Genomic DNA, 20,053 nt, shown 5'->3' on the forward strand with positions numbered 1-20,053 from the left:
ACAGGTTCCTGGTTAGACACACTACATTCATCGGTAACATGAGAAAACGGGCCGCCTCCACTGAGGCGGCCTTCTACTTTCGAAGCGATCGACCCTTCAACTAACAGACAGCAATCCACGAAAACGCAATAAAAAAATCCCGGCTTTGCAGAAGCCGGGATGTATATGATCAATCGTGTAATTCAAATTTAACTCCAGGGCCAGTTATACGCCAGGAATATTGCCGTAATGATCCCTGCCAGATCCGCAATCAGCGAAGCCGGGATCGCATACCTCGTTTTCTTGATACCCACTGAACCGAAATACAAAGCAACAATATAGAATGTAGTATCGGCAGAGCCCTGGAATAAGCAGCTCAGTCTTCCGATGAATGAATCAGCGCCATGCACTGCCATCGCATCGATCATCATCGCCCTGGAGCCGCTGCCGCTGAATGGCCTCATCAATGCAGTTGGCATCGCTTCCACCCATTTTGAATCAAAGCCCATCGACTCCACAATGTACCTCAGCCCATCCACCATATAAGTGAACACACCGCAATTGCGCAGCACGCTGATAGCAACCAGCATACCCACCAGGTAAGGAATGATCTTCACAGCCACTTCAAAGCCCTGCTTGGCCCCTTCTATGAACGCATCGTACACATGTACTTTCTTCCAAACCCCGCCGAGGATCATGATGATAAAGAACAGCATGATCAATCCGTTGCTGATGATTTTCGAAAATGCAGTAGCCGATTCATTGCTGAGGTAATACCGCAGATAGAATCCCAGTCCTCCTAAAATTACCGCACCGATTGCACCCACAATGATGATGGTAGTCCATTGCTTGCGGTTGAACTTTTGCCAGATGGCTGTAACGCAGATGGCCACCATGGTAGCCGTGAACGTACAGATGATGGCGGGAATGAATATCTCTGTGGGATTATTCGATTTGAGGATGGCGCGCTGCGCGATGATAGCTACCGGAATAATGGTAAGTCCTGAAGCATGCAACACCATGAACATGATCTGCGAATTGCTGGCCGTATCCTTTTGCGGATTCACTTCCTGCAGGCTTTCCATCGATTTCAAACCAAATGGAGTGGCTGCATTATCAAGCCCCAGCAAATTAGCGGAGAAATTCATCATCATATGTCCCATCGCCGGGTGATTCTTCGGCAGTTCAGGGAACAATTTATTGAAGAAAGGTCCTACAATGCGGCTCAGGAAACGGATAGCGCCTGCCTTCTCCCCTACATTCATGAATCCCAGGAAGAGCGCCATGATACCGATCAGTCCGATGGAGATCTGAACACCGGTATTGGCAGACTCGAAAACGCCGTCCATCAGGTTCTTGAAAACTTCCGTGTCGCCCATGAATAACCGGATCAAAGCCACGATAAAAGCAATCAGGAAGAATGCGATCCAGAGAAAGTTTAATACCATTTGCCGGTGGTTTGTTGTTTACGGTTTGATTAAAGGAGCTGCCGGAACGGCCCTGAGTGCGGGTGACGGCTTATTCCGGAATTATTGCCTAAGATAGTAGAAACACCCGGATTACAGGCATTTAGACCCGGGAAAATGTAAAATCGATGCATTAGCTTATCTTTGCGCGGCCAAAAACAGCAAATCAATTATCATGGGCTTAAAAGCAGGTATCGTAGGATTGCCGAATGTAGGAAAATCAACTTTGTTCAACGCGGTGAGCACCAGCGCCAAAGCGCAGGCCAGCAATTACCGTTTCTGTACCATCGACCCCAACGTAGGACTGGTGGATGTACCCGATCATCGTCTCGCCAAACTGGCTGAACTGGTGATCCCGGACAGGATCGTTCCTACTCAGATCGAAATTGTAGACATTGCCGGACTGGTGCGTGGCGCCAGCAAAGGTGAAGGTCTTGGTAACAAATTCCTCGGCAATATCCGCGAAGTGGATGCCATCATCCATGTGATCCGTTGCTTCGAAGATGAGAATGTGCTGCGCGAAGAAGGCGCTATCAATCCGGTGAGCGACAAAGAGATCATCGATACAGAACTCCAGTTGAAAGACCTCGAGAGCGTGGAGAAAAAGATCAGCCGCACAGAAAAAATGGCGCGCACCGATCCAAAAATGAAAGCCGAACTGGATGTGCTCCTGCGCTGCAAGGCACACCTGGAACAAGGCAAAAGCATCCGCGGACTGGATCTCGCCAAAGAAGAACGCGCAGCCATTGCCGATCTCTTCCTGCTCACAGAGAAACCTGTTCTCTATGTTGCCAACGTAGACGAAGCCAGTATGCATACCGGCAATAAATATTCAGAGGCCCTCAAAGCTTCTGTGGCCAATGAAAATGCACAGGTGATAGTGATGAACAATTCCATCGAAGCACAGATCGCGGAAATGGAAGATCCCGGCGACCGCGCCCTGTTCATGGAAGAATATAAAATGACCGAACCAGCCCTCAACAGGCTCATCCGTTCCACTTATAAATTACTCAATCTCTATACCTACTTTACGGCAGGTGTGCAGGAAGTAAGGGCCTGGACAATTCATGAAGGCTGGAAAGCGCCGCAGGCAGCCAGTGTGATCCATACCGATTTTGAAAAAGGCTTTATCAAGGCCGAAGTGATCGGGTATGACGATTATATCCAGTACGGTTCCGAATCAGCTGCCCGCGATGCCGGCAAGCTGAGGATCGAAGGAAAAGAATACATCGTGAAAGATGGAGATGTGATGCATTTCCGCTTCAACGTATAAAAATAATTCCAACTATGTTCGCATACCCCGGCCCGTTGGCCGGGGTTTTGTTTTATCATCAAAACAAACTTTTCTATACCAGCGAACTTTCGCAATTTTGCGAACTATGAACTGGCCCCGGTATCCTGCAAATTCAGGTACCGCCATCATTTTATTAATTCCTAAACTACCATGAAAAGTAAACTGTTAATCCCGGCCCTGCTAGCCTATACTTTGATACAGGGTATCGCCTGTAACAAATCCGATTCCGTTTCCAATCCGGATCCGGTAACACCTCCTCCTTCTCCCTGGGAGAAAGTAGTGACCAGCGTTTCCGGAAGGATCTTCGATGAAGTTGGATTGCCGGTGAACGGCGCTGTTGTGACCGCGGGTACCAGTACTGCCACTACCGATATCAATGGTTCATTCAGCTTCAAGGATGCTTCTCTCTATAAATCGGGCGGATTCATCAGTGTGGAGAAAAGCGGTTACCTCGCCGGTAAAAGAACTTTCCAGGTAGAATCCAAAGACCAGCATTATGTGAGCATCCGTCTGATCAAAAAACAAGCGACACAAACTTTCAATGCAGGTTCAGGCGGAACCATAACAGCAGCCGATGGAACAACACTCAAATTCGAGCCTGGTTCCATTCTCAATGCCAGCAACAATTCCAACTATACCGGAACCGTAACTATCCTTTTTCAGATCATCGATCCCACCAATCCTGATTTTGCTGAAAACCAGCCCGGTTCAGTTTTAGCAAGGAGCAGGGCCGGTAACCTGTATGGCACCATGGCTCGCAACCTGATGTATGTGGAGCTTACTGGCAGCAACGGTGAGAAATTGAAATTGAACGAAGCAATGCCTGCTACTTTCACCTTACCCATTGCACCTGCAGAATTCGATGCAGCTCCTGCTACCCTGACCATCAGCAGTCTCAATGACTCCACTGGTGTTTGGCAGGAAGAAAGCATTGTGCTGAAACAACTGAATGGCTACCTCGGAAAAGTGAATCATTTTTCCTACTGGAATTTCCATACCAATTTCAATTATGCAGAAGTAACAGCCATTATCAAAACTCCCGGCAATATTTCTGTTCCGCATGCATTTGTTTCACTCGGCTATACTTTCGAGAACAGATCTGCAGCCTCCTACGGTTATTCAGATACTGCCGGTGTAGTAAAACTGATCATGCCCAGGAATGCTATCGGCGAATTAGAAGTAAAGAGCCGCTGTGGCGATCTGTTACATGAAGCCAATCTTGGAAAGATTGGTGTCAGCAAAACGCTTGACACTATCCGCATAGCCTATGCACCCGGCACCATTACCTTTACAGGCACTGCCGTGAATTGCAGCGCTAATCCTGTTGCTAACGGACAGGTATACATTACGGTAGACAATCAGACTTACACTGCAGCAGTGACCAATGGTAATTACAGTCTGCAGATCATCCGCTGCAGCGGAACCAGCACCAGCGCCAACATTAAAGTAGTGGATCTTTCCAATTCACAGTTCCGCGAAGTCAGCAAGACCGTTACAACCGGGAATGTTACGGTTGATCCCATTGAAGTTTGCGTTCCATAAAAAGAAAGCTCAATAACGTATATAGAAAAAGCCTCAGCATTACACTGAGGCTTTTTTTATTGGTTAAGGTACTCAGAAACTCATTTAGAAAACATTATACCCGAAGCTCAGGTAGTATACACCGCCGATCTCGGGATTGCCTAATGCACTTACGTAATATTTGTTCAAAAGGTTGGATGCGCCGAGTTTGATCATGCTGCGGATAGCAGGGAATTTATAACTAACCTGAGCATCCAGGGTGCTGAAAGCAGGGATCTGACTGGAAGCGAATGTTCCTTCCCAGTCAACCTTGCTCTGCCAGCGGAACAGTACATTGAAGCCCCAGTTGCCATTGTTGATACCATCGTTGCTGAAGCCGATATTATAGCGCACTTTGGGTGTATTGAAAAAAGTGACAAAGTTGGCAGGCACATCGTTGAGCTGATCGCCGGACACATTCGCCTTCAGGCTATATCTTTTTGGCAACAGGTAATCGAGTCCGAAGCCCCAGCCGATTGCTTTCACTTTCTGGAAAGAATTCTCGGGATAAGAGAAGTTCTCCGTGGTCAGCGGGTTGGCAATACCGTTAGGGATCATAGCGCGGCCCACAGCGCGGCGGCCGATGAAATCCTTGTACTCACAGTAATACACATACGCATCGATCAGCAGTTTCTTCACCGGCAGCCCACGATAACCGAATTCATATGAATTGGCAGTTTCAGGCTTGAGTGGCGCAAAAGGCGCTTTTTCCAGTGGCGGAGGTGTTTGACCAGCTGCCAGTGCAGCGCGGTAAGCGCCGATGCTTTCTGCTGTATACACCGGATTGGTATCGAAGTGGAAATATTCCTGGAAAGAAGGCAAGCCACCGATCAGTCTGGCGCCTGGTGTCTTCAGGTTGATATACTGGTCTTGCGTGGAAGGAAAACGATAAGCATTCTGATAAGACAAACGGAGGTTATTGTCTTTAGCTACCTGGATCAGGGCGGTAACCCTGGGAGTGAAGCGGCCATCGAAGTTCTTGCTCTTGTCGTAACGGCCGCTTGCAGTAAGTTTCAGCACATCGTTGAACATTTTCTTCGCTACCTGGATATAACCACCGTATTCATCAATTTTAATGGTGCCGGCTGTATCCACAAAGATGGTACCGTTGGAGTTGAGATGATAGGAACGATAATTGGCACCTACCATCAGTTCAAATACTTTGATATGCTCAGAGAAATTGTACTGTCCTTCCACATGATAGAGGGATGATTTATCTGCGAAGCGTGCGCCACCGGAATTGATATCGGTGGTGATGGCTTTATCGAAATATTCCTTGAAGGCATCGCTGCCGGGCAATGCCCTGTCCTGATCTGCTCTCGCGCGTGCAGTCACATGCGCCAGTGCATCTGGTGCGCCCTGCGCTCTGGCTGCGGCATAAGTGGCAGAATATGCTGCAAACCATTCGCCGTTGCTGAGCCATGCATTGTTCACGGCCAGTGCAGCAGTAGTGGCAGTATAGGAATCACCTGAATTTTCCTGGGTGGTATAACCTCTCACGAAGAAATTCCGTCCTCTTACTTCGGCTTTGTACTGGCCGAGTTTGAAATTCTTCAGTGCATAGCGGTCGGCTCCTGTGTATACGGTAGTACCGGTTCCCCAGTATGCCACCAGTGAAGCTTCGATATCGTTGGTGATCTTGTAATACAATCCGCCATTCAATCTTACGCTGTATGAATTGTAATCAACGATATCGCTTTCGTCATAACCGGTCCGGCTTACAAGTTGATTACCGTACAAACCATTCACGAGGCCCACGCCCATCATCTTGAAAGCATCGCGTGGACTGCCCTGCAAAGGGTATTGAGCAAAGTAGCCCACGATCTCCGGTGCAGTGGGCGCCCTGCCAAGTAAGCCAACCAGCTCCGTTACTGCTGTATTGAAATATGGATTGGAAGCAGGATTCAGGATGGCGAGTTGTGAAACGCCGGCCATGCTGGCGCTGGCTTCATCGCCATATACATTGATGCCATCATAATTATGATCGGAAGCTCGTGTGCCTTCTTTTACGGAGCTCAACACGTTATTGCGGTTGAGATTCCTTCTGTCCTGCGCCTGCCAGTCCTTGGCCTGGATGAACTGTCCGCCGATCTTGAAAGCGAATTTTTCAGACACTTTCTTTCCCCAGCGGAAGGCCCAGTCGTAATAAGGAGCAGCGCTGCGCTGTTTGCGATCCGTATGCATGATACCCTGTTTCACCTGGAAGCTGAGGCCCTGGTATTTGAATGGGTTCTTGCTGGTCATGAGCAGCGTGCCATTCATTCCACCGGGTCCGTAAAGTGCGGAGGATGCGCCTTGCAGCAATTCAACATTATCTACATCCAGTTCAGTTGGTCCGAGGATGATGCCCACGGCGAAGTTGAGGGCAGGCGCCTGGTTGTCCATTCCATCCACCAGTTGATTGAAGCGGAGGTTACCGCTACCATTGAAACCACGGGTGCTGATGGTATTGAAAGTGATGGACGATGTGGTCATGTCCACACCTTTGAGGTTGGCGATGCCCTGGTAGAAGTTGGGAGCAGCGGAAGTGCGCACATTGGCGGCGCTCATCCTTTCGATGGAAACAGGGGATTCGAGGATCCGTTCAGCCACGCGGCTGGCGGATACCACCACTTCCGCACCGAGCGAAGAAGCTGGTTCGAAACTCACCTGCAGCGGTGTGCTGGTACTGGTCACAATCACTTCCTGCGGTTCATAACCGATGGAAGAGAACACCAGGGTAAAAGGAGGCGCCTGGCTGCTGGTGATCCTGAAGTTCCCGCGTTCATCTGTGAAGGTCCCGATACTGGTTCCTTTGATGAGCACAGAAACGGCAGGAACAATGTCTTTACTCAGACTGTTTTTTACGGTTCCGTTTACTGTATAGGTTTGTTGGGCTGCAGCGGCAATAGAGATGGTCGTTAGAAGGGAAAGTGCCGCCAGAAAAAATAGCAATCTTCTCATAATGGCAGATTTTGTGAGCGTATAGTACCTGAAAATAACAATAGTATTTGTCAATCGAAAATTTTATTTATGGTATCAATGTTAATATCGTCAGTATATTCGCGCCATGAAAGCGTATGAATTCAAAGGTCAGACAAACTTTTACAAAGGTAAGGTCCGTGACGTATACACTATCGGCGATCAACTACTCGTGATGGTTGCATCAGACAGGATCTCTGCGTTTGATGTTATTCTTCCCAGGCCGATCCCTTATAAAGGACAGGTATTGAACCAGATCGCTGCGTGGATGTTGAATGCCACCAAAGATATATGTCCAAACTGGTTACTGGAAGTTCCTGCACCAAATGTTTCCATCGGTAAGAAATGTGTGCCATTCAAGATCGAGATGGTAGTGAGAGGTAACCTGACAGGACATGCATGGAGGACCTACAGTAGCGGCCAGCGCTCACTTTGCGGCGTTGAGATGCCTGACGGGCTGAAGGAGAACGACTACTTCCCTACCCCCATCATCACTCCATCCACCAAGGCTGAAGCAGGTCATGATGAAGATATTTCCAAAGAAGAGATCATTGCGCAGGGTATTGCTACAGAGAAAGAGTGGGAAATACTTTCCGGTTATGCCTTGCAGTTATTCGCAAGAGGAAAGGAAATTGCCGCAGAACGTGGATTGATCCTCGTGGATACCAAATATGAATTCGGAAAGATCGGCGATACCATCTATCTGATGGATGAGATCCATACGCCTGATTCTTCGCGCTATTTCTATGCAACAGGCTTTGAGGCCCGCCAGCAGACCGGCGAACGCCAGAAGCAGCTCAGCAAGGAATTTGTAAGGGAATGGCTGATCGCCAATAACTTCATGGGCAAGGAAGGACAGGAAGTGCCTAACATGTCCGACGAATGGATCAACACTATTTCCAAACGTTATATCGAATTATATGAGCAGGTGATCGGAGAAAAATTCATTCCCGGTAATCTCAGCGAGTCCGCCACTTTCGAAAAAACAGAAGAAGCGCTCAAAAAATACGAGTAAGTACAAAATGAAACAGTTTCGTTTGTAACTATTCTCTCACTCCTGCGCCTCTATTGAGGCGCCCCTCGACAAACGAAAACAAAATAACCGCGGGCATGGCTACCCGAAATGAAAATTTCGATCAGCCATGCCCGATTCTTTTATTGTTGAAAGTATTTACCCAGGATTACTATTTCCCCGCTTCAAATCTGGCATCAAGGAAGACATTTGATTTGCAGGACTGTGTTCGGAGTTTCTAAATATCGGCCACAAAACATATGAAGATTGTCTGCATGTTGCACCCGCGGGTTCTCCTTAGCGAAGGGGTAATGAAGGGCCGGTCTTCGAAACGTAAGCGCAGTAGCTCAATCATGTTCAACCGCCCCATCCCTCCAACAAAAAGCCCCAAAAAAGATCCTCCTGCGCCGGTTCGTTTCTTCAACCGTCCTTCATTATCCCGGAGCGCAATCCCCGGAGCGGCATTTTTTATGTATTTTACGGTTATGAAACACCTACTCACAACAGCACTGATCATGTCAACCACCATACAGGGATTTTCCCAGGCCAAACAATACCTTCTTATCGGAACCTATACTTCCGGCAAGAGCGAAGGCATCTACGTGTATAGTTTCGACAATGGCAAATGCGAGCCCGTGAGTAAACTGGCCACCAACAATCCTTCCTACCTGGCCGTATCTCCCGACAATAAATTTGTATATGCCGTGCATGAAGAAGGGAAAGACAAACCCAATGTGAGCTCCTATGCTTTCAATAATCAATCAGGTACATTACAGTTGCTGAATCAGCAGAACACCCAGGGTGACCATCCCTGTTATGTTTCGATAGATAAGTCAGGCAAGTGGGTGGCCGCAGGAAACTACTCCGGCGGCAATTTCTCCCTGTTCCCGGTGAAAGAAGATGGTGGGCTGCGTCCTGCATCACAAACCATTCAGCACGAAGGGAAAGGTATCGATCCCAAAAGGCAGACAAAACCCTATGTGCACTCAACTGTATTCTCCCCGGACAATAAACATCTTTTTGTACAGGACCTTGGGCTCGACAAAATCTTCAACTATAATTTCGATTCCAAAACCGGAGAATTGCACCCGGCAGCCGATCCCTTCACCACTACCAATCCCGGCGGAGGCCCCAGGCATCTCGACTTCCATCCAACCCAACCCTGGGCCTATCTGATGGAAGAAATGAGTGGAAATGTAGTGGCCTTGAAATACCATCACGGTATTCTGGATACTTTCCAGACCATTTCGGCTATTGCTAAAGGTTATACAGGAGATATCGGTAGTGCAGATATCCATGTTTCTCCCGATGGAAAATTCCTGTACGCTTCCAACCGCGGACAATCGGATGATATCGCCATCTTCAAAATAGATCAGCGCACAGGAAAGCTCACGCTGATCGATAATGCAAAACTGAATGGCAAAGGTCCCCGCAATTTCTCCATCGATCCAACTGGTCGCTTTCTTTTGGTGGCTTACCAGCGGTCAGATAAAGTGGAAGTGTACAACAGGAATGCAAGAACAGGACTGCTCACTCCAACCGGGAATGAGTTCAGTGTAGGAAATCCTGTTTGTCTGAAATGGATCAAATAGATTTAGTCTTCTTCTTTGTTGAGTTCGTTTAGGCGTGGCCGTAATCTTGAACGTGATTTGTTGAAAGTGTGAACAACTTTCTCCACACCGCGGCGGGCTGCCTTCTGCTCCTCTTCGGGAAGCTGGATCATATGATGACAGGCATCACTGCAGGTACCCTGGTATTTTTCAGCGCAGGCAGGGCATTGAATGAAGAGAAGATGACAACCATCATTGGCGCAGTTCACATGAACGTCTGCCGGTTGTCCGCACTGATGGCATTTCGCAATCACGTCTTCGGTGATGCGCTCTCCCATCCTGTTATCGAACACGAAATTCTTTCCGATGAATTTACTTTCCAGTCCTTTTTCCCTGATCTGTTTGGCATAATTGATAATGCCTCCTTCCAGGTGGAACACATTGTCGAATCCGTTGTGCAGCATGTAGGCGCTGGCTTTCTCGCATCGGATACCGCCGGTGCAGTACATCACGATATTCTTTTCGCGCTGGTCTTTCAGCATGTCCACTGCCATCGGTAATTGCTCACGGAAGGTGTCGCTGGGCACTTCCACAGCCGTTTCAAAATGGCCTACTTCAAATTCGTAGTGATTGCGCATGTCCACCACAATGGTATCGGGATCCTGCAGCAGCTCGTTCATCCGTTCTGCGGTTACATATTTCCCTTTATTGCGCATATCGAAAGAGGGATCTTCGATCCCGTCCGCCACGATCTTCGGGCGTACTTTGATCTTCAGTACCCAGAAAGATTTTCCGTCGTCATCCACGGCTATATTCAATCGAATGCCATCCAGGCAGGGAATCGAATAGAGATAGGCCTGTAATGCCCCGTAATTGCCCGAAGGCACGCTGATCTGCGCATTGATGCCTTCATTGGCCACATAGATCCTTCCAAACACTTTCAGTGTATGCAATCCCTTATACAGCTCATCCCTGAACGTTTGCGGGTCCTCAATGGGAAAATAATGATAAAAAGAAATGGTGGTGCGGGGATCAGTTTCCTGATACAATAATTCTTTCAACTCCTTCTGGGAGACGCGGTTGTGTAGTAATGCCATCTAATAAAATTTTGTGACCGTTTGCCTGACAGTCAAAATTTTGAAACAGGGCAAAGATACGAACTGTTATGAAAAGTTTTTTACTACATTCGTATCATCTGCCCCATTCCCCTTCTCCCCTGAATTGTTTTAACAGATCAAATCAACGCAACGGCAACACTACATGATGAGCTTCATTCACGGATGAATGATAAAATCTATTCACTATGAACATCCTGTCAATCACCAAAAGAATTGCAGGCAGGTTGCTGCGTATGGGAACTGATGACCTGCAGGACCAGGAAATGGTCAAACGCATTACCATCGTCAATACCCTTTGCATCACGTTCAGTGTGGTGCTGATTGTTATGATCTGTATCCTGGCCATCCCAGGCGGTTGGGAAAAAGGCTTGCTGATCCCATTGTTCATCGAGTTATTACTTAACAATCTTGTGCTGGTTGCCAGTTACTACCGTCAATACTCACTCGCTGCCATCTGGCTCTTTCTTTTGCAGTGCGGCGCCACCATGTATTTCGGTAACCTGCTGGGGAGCGAGGCGCAGCTTCAGTTTGCCATCATATACCAGATTGCCCTGGTATACCTTGTTTTTCCTACAAGGCTGGAACGCAGGTTTTGTATCGCCTGTACTTTCGTGGCGCTGATCTTTCTGGAACTGAATTACTACTACCAGGTACCCGGACTTATCAGCATGAATCCGCAGACCGGACTACTGGTACACTCTGTGGTGATCCTGGCCGTACTCAGCGTTGTTCTGGTAGCCTGCAGACCTTTTGTCCAGAACAATGATCTTCATACTGCGTTTGTGAAGGCCGATCATTACAAGAAAGTATATCTCTACCAGGTAACCCACGATCTCAAAACACCGTTGCATGTGATGACTGTTGCCGCCTCCCTGATCAAACAGGAATTAAGGAAACAACACCCCCCGCGAAAAGTGGAGGAACTGCTGGAACAGTTGCAGGCAGCAGGGATCAGCGCCAATACACTCGTGAATAACGTACTCACCATGGCAGAGATCGAAGCCGGAAAAATGGAAACACCTGAATCCGGCAGCTTCATCGTGCGCGATTTCTTCACCAATATCGTGCATGTGCATAAGGTGATTGCAGGCACGCGCAATATCAAACTGAAGCTCAGTATAGATCAAACGCTCCCGGAGTTCATCATCAGCGATTCCCTGAAGCTGAACCAGGTAACCACCAATATCCTTTCTAACGCCATACGCTATGCGTACAGGAACAGTACCGTGGAAATGGAAGTGTTTGAACAGGATGAACAACTGGTGATCAGGATCGGCAACCAGGGACAGGGCATTGCACCGGAACTGCTGCAACACCTTTTCAATCCTTTCGTTACCGGCAGCAGCAGGCACCGGAGCGGCACCGGGCTGGGGTTGTATATCGTGAAGACGAAAGTTATTTCGATGGGCGGCCATATCAGCGTGAACAGTGAAGCCGGAGGACTAACCAGTTTTACTGTGATGCTGCCATTGCAGCCTGGCGTTGCGGAAGAAGAAATAAAAACATTGGATTGCCATATACCTCCTGCTCATCATGCCCATGTATTGCTGGCCGGCCCATTGCAACAGCCACATGGATTACAGAGCCTGCCGGAAACGATGGGATGCCGCGTCAGTCGCGCTTCCGACGATAATGAAGTACTGGCCATCGTTTCCAATGACCTGCCTGATGTGATCATCATGGATGGTCAGCTGCCGGGCTTCAATGTAATGGAATTATTGAAACGGCTAAAACGAAATGCCTTGCTGAAAGCAATCCCAGTATTGGTAACTTCGGTGCCGGACAAATCATGCAAACAGAATAACCTGCTGGAGGCAGGTGCAGATGGCATTATCGGTAATCAGTTCAATTACCGGCAACTCTATAAACTGCTTTCGCCTTTTGTGCGGGCAACATAACGTTTCACTGCAATTCTGAATTACATTATTTCATTATTCCCCGACAGGCCTTTTACGGATATAGCTTCCCGTAAGTGCAGCAAAACCTGCCACCAGTCCACCTACCAGGGCTGTTACCAGTATGAGCAGGAAAGATGATCCGCCCAATGGAAAGATCTCAGCCAGTTTGGTGGACAGCACATGCTGGTTCTTTGCATCGATGCCTAACGCCAGTCCACCCCATAAAAGGAAGAGGGCAAGAAAACCAGTAAGCCAGGATCTGAATGGTGACTGATGGATGCATAAAGCCACTACCAGTGCGGCCGGTGCGATGGTCCACCAGGGCAGGAATAGCCCTGCCACAAAACTCAGCAATGCGGTGATCAGAATGGAGATAAAGAGTTTCATACGCTGAGTGAATTATTTTTGAAAAGTCATTTTGTGTTTAACCTGCTTGCTTTTGGCTTCTTCTGCAGTCATTATCCAGAGAGGCTGATAAGCGCCCTTTGCCCAATCGTCCACCATATTATCATAGTATTTACTACCGGGATTGCCGCTCTGTCCGCCGGGATAGATGCCATAGGCTTCTGTTTTCTCCCTGAGATGCACTACCATTCTCCAGCTCGGTCCATGGAACTGTTTGGTGGCGTTGATGATATCCGCGCCGCCGCCTGTTGTCAAATGGAAACGGCTCAGTGGTCCCAGGCGCAGCAGGTGCCTGATGCCTGAATCCTTGTATTTGCTCCATTCCAGTTTTCCATTTTTTTCAATTTTGGAGAGTTGTGGCACTGCTTTCTTGAAAGCGGCTGTTACTACATCGCGAATAGTTTCCACCTGCTGAGTGATAATATTATCGGCAAACGGGAAGGCCGTGTCTTTCAGCATGCCTTCCAGCATTGTATAACGCTCAGGAAAAATGTAAGGTTTGGGGACGGCGGCAAATTCATCGCTCCACACTTCTGCTTCCAGCAATTCCATCCAGTGATTGAAGATGGATGGAGCTTTTTCTTTTGGATCATTGCGCAGGTTCCAGTTACGTACCAGGTTGAGACAGGTCAGCTCCTCTCCGATCAGGCTTTCTTCGTCGATATTCTTCAGCAGCAGTGGCATGGCCATTTCAGCCATCACATTGTAATTCTCTGTTTGCAATTCTTTCATCTGGTCTACCGTAATGCCGCTCATTTCGCGGAGATAACGGTTGATCAGCAATCCGCGGTAGAGATTGTAACTGCCACCGAGATACCAGGGATAGGTGGAATCGGCAGGAAGCTGGTTGGCGCTGCTTACGAAGCCGCGTTCGGGCACCATCCCGGAGATCAGCATATGCGGGTTCTGGTCCTGCGGGATCATGGATTGCCAGCGATAAGTGCTGTCATCTCCCGGCATAACAAAGTCACCCTGGCGCTTCCATTTATCAGGAAATTCACCCTGCTGCCAGATAGCGATATCATTGTTCTTGGCAGCGAACACGAAGTTCTGGCCAGGACAGCTGAAGTTCTTGATGGCTGCGAGATATTCATCGTAGTTGGTAGCGCGGTTGAGCAGGCAGAATGTTTTGAGCTCATTGGAACCGTCGTGTGCTTTCCATCTTACAGCTAGATTCACTTCGCCTGATGTGCGATGTGCTCCGGTGAAGCTGGCATCATACTGCACAGGTCCCCAGGTGGTGTAAGCCAGGGTATCCCTGAAATCCGGTCCATCTTTCACTTTGAAAACTTCAACATCTATCAGGGAGCTTTTCCAGGTGCTGTCGAACCAGTATTGCTGTTTGGATGCGTCTCTGAATTGAACGGTATAATAATCTTTCACATCTCGGCTGCTGTTGGTAACGCCCCAGGCAATCTGGTCCGTGAAGCCGATGATGATAGCCGGTGCACCGGGGAAGCTCACGCCATAAGCATTGCTTTGTGGCGTATGCAATTGCATTTCAAACCAGAGCGAAGGCAGATTGAGGCCCAGGTGGGGATCGCTGCAGAGAATGGGAAAACCGCTGGCAGTCTTGCTGCCGTTGACTGCCCAGTTATTGCTGCCATTGTCTTTATCAGGTTTGTTCAGCGGCTGCACGGGTGCAGGCGCTTTCCAGTTGAAGTAAGCGGAATCTGCACCCAGAGGTTGAACAGAATGCACGAAAGGTGTTTGGAAATGCGTGCCTTTCGGAATGATGGGATCGAGCGAATCCGGTTGAACAGGATAAAGTTTATCGAAAATATTTTTCGGGAAAACAGATTTGGCGTTGGTGTATTCGATATCATTTTCATCTCCCGACAGATCGTAGCTCATGTATTTCAGGAAGAGGGCTGTTTTGAGATTGCTCCATTTTTCGGGAGTGTAGTTGAGCAGCCTGTATTCCAGTGGCAGTTCGGAGTAGGTGCAGTTTTCCACGAAAGCGTTCACACCAGCTGTATAGGCGTCCAGCACTTCTTTGGTGCTTTCGTCGCTTTCCATTTCCTTCAGGGAGTTCTTTGCACCGAAAACCATTCCGATACGGCGCATATTGCGATCATTGTTCAGGATAGCGGAATCCGGGCCAACGCCGAGGATCTCGCTGAGGCGGCCTGCAGCGGCATGTGTCTGGAATTCCATTTGCCAGAGACGGAATTTTGCATGCAGGTATCCCTGAACGAAATAGAGATCATGATCGTTCTGTGCAAACACATGGGGAACCATGCGATCGTCCAGATACACATTCACTTTTTCTTTCAGTGCAGGAAAATTCAGATCGATGGAAAAAGATTGATCGGCAGGTTCAGCATTTTGCCAGCAGCCGTGCTGGGGGCTGAGGAAACTTCCCAATGGCGGCACAGGGCCCCATGGTCTGTTCAATGCAACGATCAATCCTATCGTAATAACGCCGGATACCAGCAAGGGAACAAGTCGCATAAACTCGGAAGGGTTTAAAGAATCGGATAAAAGTAATCAATTTTTTGGTAGTTGTTCTCTCCATCATCACTATCCGAATTTTATACACATATTAAATATAATGTATTTGCGTGAGAATGCGACTATGGCACTCTGTTAATCAAAATGACTTATCAGTTTCTTTACTTCAGTCTCTGTATTGAAAGCATGCAGCACGATCCTCAGCCTTTCCCCGCCTTTGGGAACTGTGGGGTATAAGATCGGGCGGACATCCATACCCGCATCCTGGAGTTTGCCCGCAATGGATTTCACGGCTTCATTACCCGGGATCACCACTACCTGGATGGGAGTTGAAGACAACAGTTTCTCAAAAGGCAGTATTGCTTCCTGGAACATTTTGATCATGGATGCCAGCAGGATGCGTTCTTTTTTCATCTGGGGAAAAAGCGCATAAGCATCTCTGATAGCACGCACACTCGCCTGCGGCAGGGCTGTTGTATAAATGAACGAACGGGAAAAATTGATTAGATAATCGCGCAGCAAGCGGCTGCCCAGCACTACAGCGCCATGACAACCCACTGCCTTTCCGAAAGTGACCACCCTTGCAAAAATGCGTTGCTGCAATTGCAGGTGCTGCACCAGTCCTTCCCCCCGCTCTCCTATCACGCCGGTGGCATGGGCTTCATCAACGATCAGATGAGCATTGTATTTTTCGCAAAGGGTTGTCATTTCCTCCAGCGGCGCCTGGTCTCCATCCATCGAGAATACAGATTCCGTTACCACGAAAATATTGCCGGTAGCCGACTGTAATTTTTTTTCCAGTTCAGCCAGATCATTATGACGAAAAGAAAAAGACTGTGCGAAACTGAGCCGGATGCCATCGCGGATACTGGCATGGCTGAGGTAATCGTAAATGATGGTATCTCCGCGTTGCGGCACGGCACTCAGCAATCCCAGATTGGCATCGTAACCTGAATTGTAGAGCAGCGCTGCTTCAGACTGATGGAAGCCGGCCAGTTGCTGTTCCGTACTTTCCGTCAGTGCATCATTGCCGGCCAGCAGGCGGGAACCGCCGGAGCCGTGTTTCAGCCAGTGCGCTTCGGAAGTTTCCAGCAATCCGTAATGAATGATGCCGAGATAATCATTGGAGCAGAAATCCGTTTTGCCCGTGGGCAATTTCAATGTGCGGAAAGCCTGCTGGTCTCTCCGCTCCTGCAATTTTTTTTCGAGGAAGTTTTCCTGGCGCATGCAACAAAGGTATAGGGTGCAGGCAATCGGAAGCCTCCCGGCGAGTGATTTTTGTTTGGCCACTGCCAGTCTCTGCTGTTTCAACCATCTGTCCTACCTTTGCATCATGAGTACGCCGCTTACAGATACCAAGAATATCCTGGGCCTCCAGTTGCCCACCGATCCACGTTGGGTGGACCTGGCCGGTATGAGCCTGGAAGAGATCCTCACAGACCACGCCTGGTGCGAACAGAAAGCAGCCACCAGCTGCATTTCCCTGATCCAGCGTTACAGTGAAAAAGACAAACTCGTACGGGAATTGAGCCCGATCGTTACAGAAGAATGGGGACATTTCCGCCTGGTGATCGCAGAGCTCGATAAGCGCAAACTCCGCCTCGGCAAGCAACGAAAAGACGAATACGTGAACGCACTGATGGTGTTCCAGAATAAAGGAGGACACCAGGAAGATGTATTGCTCGACAGGCTCCTCATCTTCGCCCTCATCGAAGCCCGCAGTTGCGAGCGCTTCAAAAGACTGAGCGAAGGCCTGGACGATGAATACCTCCGCAATTTCTATCGCCGCTTCATGGAAAGCGAAGCCGGCCATTACCGCCTGTTCATTGAACTTGCAGATACTTACCTGAATAAAGATAAAGTGAGAAAACGCTGGGAAGAATGGCTGGCCTATGAAGCAGACCTGATGCAGCGTCTCGAAGTACGCGGCGACAGGATGCACTAATCAACTGTTACGGGAACATATTCTTCCAGTTTCTCCAGCAGCAATAACTGGTTCAGCGCCCGGTTCAGATTCTGTTCCGGGTAACTTATCTGGTAGTACACATCGTTATTGAGATGATCGGTAATGAATCGAAGGCTTTGCATGTACACCATCAGCAGCCCTGCTTTATGTAGATGTTTCAATTCTTCAGATGTCAGCTGGTCTCCCATCCCGCTGCTATAACCTTCCACGATGGCATCATAAAAATCCGGCCTGATGGCGATCGCTTCCCAGTCTGTACTGTTCTCGTCAACCGAGCAGGCCATGCTGCGGATCATATCGCCGAGATCGGAGAAGTAGAGGCCCGGCATCACTGTATCAAGGTCAACCGGACAAATGGCCTTGTGTGTGTTTACATCCAGGAGGATATTGCTGAGTTTGCAATCGTGGTGCATCACTCTTTGCAGGAAGAGGTCCGGCCTGCGCCCCACTTCATTATAGAATTCCACCAGGTGATGGCGTTGCCTTAGCTCTGCGATAACATGTGTGGCTGTGAGTAATCGCTGTTGCGTTGCCGTTAGTACAGCCCTTTCGAACTGCTCATAACGCATAGCCAGATCATGGAAACGCGGGATCACGGGACGGAGCAGGTTCAGTTCCACAGATGCCAGTGCGCTGGTGAAATTAGCGAAGCAGTTGGCGGTAAGCCTTGCTGCTGCAGCATCTTTGGGCACCAGCGCTGTATAGGAGCCCTCCACAAAATGTATGGCGCGCCAGAACTGATTATACTTATCGATCCAGTACAGTTTTCCATCTTTTGCTGGAATGATGGGAGGAATGGTGATGCCTTCCTTTCCATGCACCGCCTCGTACACGAGCTGGTAATTATGAATGATATCTTCCGGATGATGGAACATGGTCTGGTTGATGCATTGCAGCACCACCTGCTCTCCCTGTTCATCGTAAGAAGCCTTGTAGGTGTGGTGTATCAGACCGCCTTTCAAAACTTGTATCACAGGCTTGCCCTTGCCGAACTGAAGGGCAGCCTCCTTCGCCTGCATATTTTCCATCAGATCAATATTGGTCGGTCAAAGCAAAATCATTTTTCCTTAACATCCACTGGCCGCTGGTGAAGTCAGGGAACTCTACCGTTTGATTTCCCAGTTCGATACTGGTTTCGCTGAGCGGTGTGATAGCGCTCCAGGCTGCACCGTCGTATACATCCATCGGCGTGGCTGTTTTGCGTTTGATGGCTTCCACAAATGCATGCAGCACAAAGAAGTCCATTCCACCATGCCCTGCGCCTTCCGTGTCCTTGCTCCAGCGCGCCCACAGCGGGTGATCGTATTTGTCAAGGTAAGGCTGCGCAGCTTCCCAGGTATGTCCTTTCGGGCTGGTGCCTTCCAGGTAGATGCTATCGTTCACATCCATCCAGAGCCCTTTCGTTCCCTGCACACGGAAACCGAGCGAGTACGGGCGTGGCAGGTTGGTATCGTGCTGCAACAGGATGGTTTCGCCATTGGCACAGTTGATCATGGTGGTGACCACATCGCCCAGTTTGAATTTCACTTTTGCATTGGGATGTTGTTCACTGCTGTGATCAACAATATAATTGTGCAACCCTCTCGCTTTGGTGGAGAAAGATGATAGAGAGATGAAACGGTTACCGCGGTTGATATCGATCATTTCAGCAACAGGTCCGATGCCGTGCGTCGGATAGAGATCACCGTTACGATGGATGGAATGTGCCGTTCTCCAGCGTGCTTCGGAATATCCTTTCTCACCGAACTCCACACCAGTATTGTTGCTCTTGCCATCATTGAACTTGATGGCGCGCAGATCGTGCTGATAGCCGCCCTGCAGGTGCATGATCTCGCCGAACAATCCCTGTCGCACCATATTCAGTACTGCCAGCACATCCCGGCGGTAGCACACATTTTCCAGCATCATTACCTGACCCTTGTGATGCTCGGCGGCTTTCACCACATCCCAGTGGTCCTGCAGCGTAATACCCAGCATCACTTCAGTACCTACATATTTGATACCTGCTTCCAGGGATGCGATGATCATCTGTGTATGCCATTCCCAGGGTGTGGAAATGATCACGGCATCCAGCTCCTTCAGCTCCAGGAGCTTTTTCCAGGCATAGGGATCCGTTTTGAAGATCTTCGGTTCAGCCTTGCCCGCTTTTTTGATCATGTCCAGCGAGCGCTTCAGCATGTTGTCATCTATATCGCAGATCGCTGCCAATACCACATCCTTTCTGCGAAGAAGATTGGAAAGGTGATTCTGTCCTCTCAGGCCGACACCAATCATGCCTATCTTTACCGTTTGTTGCTGAGCAAAAAGTTGAGATGCGGGAAGTATGGCAAACCCTGCGGTAGCGATCCCGGTATTTCTGACAAATGACCTGCGATCCATGCTTTAAATTT

The 20,053-nt window shown here is 48.8% G+C and carries 14 protein-coding genes; 6 read left to right on the top strand and 8 right to left on the bottom strand.

Annotated elements, in window-relative coordinates:
• Positions 1–188: 188 nt before the first annotated feature.
• On the bottom strand, positions 189–1,427 hold the full coding sequence (locus FSB84_RS25430; protein WP_130540650.1) for a nucleoside recognition domain-containing protein: 1,239 nt from the start codon (positions 1,425–1,427) through the stop codon (positions 189–191).
• Positions 1,428–1,620: 193 nt separating this feature from the next.
• On the opposite strand from FSB84_RS25430, the gene ychF reads away from it, so the two are divergent.
• Together ychF and FSB84_RS25440 are read left to right on the top strand one after the other, a co-directional pair.
• Positions 1,621–2,718, top strand: coding sequence for a redox-regulated ATPase YchF (gene ychF, locus FSB84_RS25435; protein ID WP_130540651.1), 1,098 nt, complete (start codon positions 1,621–1,623; stop codon positions 2,716–2,718).
• A gap of 171 nt (positions 2,719–2,889) precedes the next feature.
• Positions 2,890–4,281: a carboxypeptidase-like regulatory domain-containing protein gene (locus tag FSB84_RS25440; RefSeq protein ID WP_130540652.1), complete on the top strand. Its 1,392-nt coding sequence runs from the start codon at positions 2,890–2,892 to the stop codon at positions 4,279–4,281.
• Between the two features lie 84 nt (positions 4,282–4,365).
• Here FSB84_RS25440 and FSB84_RS25445 read toward each other — a convergent pair whose 3' ends face one another.
• Positions 4,366–7,242, bottom strand: a complete 2,877-nt coding sequence (locus tag FSB84_RS25445; protein WP_130540653.1) for a TonB-dependent receptor — start codon at positions 7,240–7,242, stop codon at positions 4,366–4,368.
• Between the two features lie 106 nt (positions 7,243–7,348).
• On the opposite strand from FSB84_RS25445, the gene FSB84_RS25450 reads away from it, so the two are divergent.
• The gene (locus FSB84_RS25450; protein WP_130540654.1) at positions 7,349–8,275 is read left to right on the top strand and encodes a phosphoribosylaminoimidazolesuccinocarboxamide synthase; all 927 of its coding nucleotides are present in this window, start codon (positions 7,349–7,351) and stop codon (positions 8,273–8,275) included.
• A 482-nt stretch (positions 8,276–8,757) separates the two neighbouring features.
• Positions 8,758–9,864, top strand: coding sequence for a lactonase family protein (locus tag FSB84_RS25455; RefSeq protein ID WP_130540655.1), 1,107 nt, complete (start codon positions 8,758–8,760; stop codon positions 9,862–9,864).
• Between the two features lie 2 nt (positions 9,865–9,866).
• Here the strand turns inward: FSB84_RS25455 and trhO are convergent, their stop codons facing one another.
• Positions 9,867–10,919: an oxygen-dependent tRNA uridine(34) hydroxylase TrhO gene (gene trhO / locus FSB84_RS25460; RefSeq protein WP_130540656.1), complete on the bottom strand. Its 1,053-nt coding sequence runs from the start codon at positions 10,917–10,919 to the stop codon at positions 9,867–9,869.
• 206 nt (positions 10,920–11,125) lie between these two features.
• Here trhO and FSB84_RS25465 point away from each other — a divergent pair, with 206 nt between their 5' ends.
• Complete coding sequence (locus FSB84_RS25465; RefSeq protein ID WP_130540657.1) at positions 11,126–12,838, top strand: hybrid sensor histidine kinase/response regulator; 1,713 nt, start codon at positions 11,126–11,128, stop codon at positions 12,836–12,838.
• Positions 12,839–12,871: 33 nt separating this feature from the next.
• On the opposite strand, the gene FSB84_RS25470 is transcribed toward FSB84_RS25465, so the two are convergent.
• From FSB84_RS25470 to FSB84_RS25480, 3 genes are all read right to left on the bottom strand, one after another.
• The gene (locus tag FSB84_RS25470; protein WP_130540658.1) at positions 12,872–13,225 is read right to left on the bottom strand and encodes a hypothetical protein; all 354 of its coding nucleotides are present in this window, start codon (positions 13,223–13,225) and stop codon (positions 12,872–12,874) included.
• 12 nt (positions 13,226–13,237) lie between these two features.
• A complete protein-coding gene (locus FSB84_RS25475; protein WP_130540659.1) occupies positions 13,238–15,697 on the bottom strand; it encodes a penicillin acylase family protein in 2,460 nt (819 codons plus the stop codon).
• Between the two features lie 135 nt (positions 15,698–15,832).
• Entirely contained in the window at positions 15,833–16,924 is a 1,092-nt protein-coding gene (locus FSB84_RS25480) for an aminotransferase class I/II-fold pyridoxal phosphate-dependent enzyme (protein ID WP_130540660.1), read from the bottom strand.
• A 106-nt stretch (positions 16,925–17,030) separates the two neighbouring features.
• Between FSB84_RS25480 and miaE the strand changes: the two genes are divergently transcribed.
• Positions 17,031–17,642: a tRNA-(ms[2]io[6]A)-hydroxylase gene (miaE, locus tag FSB84_RS25485; RefSeq protein WP_130540661.1), complete on the top strand. Its 612-nt coding sequence runs from the start codon at positions 17,031–17,033 to the stop codon at positions 17,640–17,642.
• Here miaE and FSB84_RS25490 read toward each other — a convergent pair.
• Both FSB84_RS25490 and FSB84_RS25495 read right to left on the bottom strand, forming a co-directional pair.
• Positions 17,639–18,691 (bottom strand): phosphotransferase enzyme family protein, encoded by a 1,053-nt coding sequence (locus tag FSB84_RS25490; protein ID WP_130540662.1) that lies wholly within the window; start codon positions 18,689–18,691, stop codon positions 17,639–17,641. The genes miaE and FSB84_RS25490 overlap by 4 nt on opposite strands.
• A 4-nt stretch (positions 18,692–18,695) precedes the next feature.
• Positions 18,696–20,042, bottom strand: a complete 1,347-nt coding sequence (locus tag FSB84_RS25495; protein WP_130540663.1) for a Gfo/Idh/MocA family protein — start codon at positions 20,040–20,042, stop codon at positions 18,696–18,698.
• Between the last annotated feature and the right edge of the window lie 11 nt (positions 20,043–20,053).

Source organism: Pseudobacter ginsenosidimutans, from assembly GCF_007970185.1.
GTDB classification, from domain to species: Bacteria; Bacteroidota; Bacteroidia; order Chitinophagales; family Chitinophagaceae; genus Pseudobacter; species Pseudobacter ginsenosidimutans.

Coding starts and splice junctions, on each gene's coding strand:
- FSB84_RS25430 (WP_130540650.1), bottom strand. CDS start 1,427: ATGGTATTAAACTTTCTCTGGATCGCATTCTTCCTGATTGCTTTTATC.
- ychF (WP_130540651.1), top strand. CDS start 1,621: ATGGGCTTAAAAGCAGGTATCGTAGGATTGCCGAATGTAGGAAAATCA.
- FSB84_RS25440 (WP_130540652.1), top strand. CDS start 2,890: ATGAAAAGTAAACTGTTAATCCCGGCCCTGCTAGCCTATACTTTGATA.
- FSB84_RS25445 (WP_130540653.1), bottom strand. CDS start 7,242: ATGAGAAGATTGCTATTTTTTCTGGCGGCACTTTCCCTTCTAACGACC.
- FSB84_RS25450 (WP_130540654.1), top strand. CDS start 7,349: ATGAAAGCGTATGAATTCAAAGGTCAGACAAACTTTTACAAAGGTAAG.
- FSB84_RS25455 (WP_130540655.1), top strand. CDS start 8,758: ATGAAACACCTACTCACAACAGCACTGATCATGTCAACCACCATACAG.
- trhO (WP_130540656.1), bottom strand. CDS start 10,919: ATGGCATTACTACACAACCGCGTCTCCCAGAAGGAGTTGAAAGAATTA.
- FSB84_RS25465 (WP_130540657.1), top strand. CDS start 11,126: ATGAACATCCTGTCAATCACCAAAAGAATTGCAGGCAGGTTGCTGCGT.
- FSB84_RS25470 (WP_130540658.1), bottom strand. CDS start 13,225: ATGAAACTCTTTATCTCCATTCTGATCACCGCATTGCTGAGTTTTGTG.
- FSB84_RS25475 (WP_130540659.1), bottom strand. CDS start 15,697: ATGCGACTTGTTCCCTTGCTGGTATCCGGCGTTATTACGATAGGATTG.
- FSB84_RS25480 (WP_130540660.1), bottom strand. CDS start 16,924: ATGCGCCAGGAAAACTTCCTCGAAAAAAAATTGCAGGAGCGGAGAGAC.
- miaE (WP_130540661.1), top strand. CDS start 17,031: ATGAGTACGCCGCTTACAGATACCAAGAATATCCTGGGCCTCCAGTTG.
- FSB84_RS25490 (WP_130540662.1), bottom strand. CDS start 18,691: ATGGAAAATATGCAGGCGAAGGAGGCTGCCCTTCAGTTCGGCAAGGGC.
- FSB84_RS25495 (WP_130540663.1), bottom strand. CDS start 20,042: ATGGATCGCAGGTCATTTGTCAGAAATACCGGGATCGCTACCGCAGGG.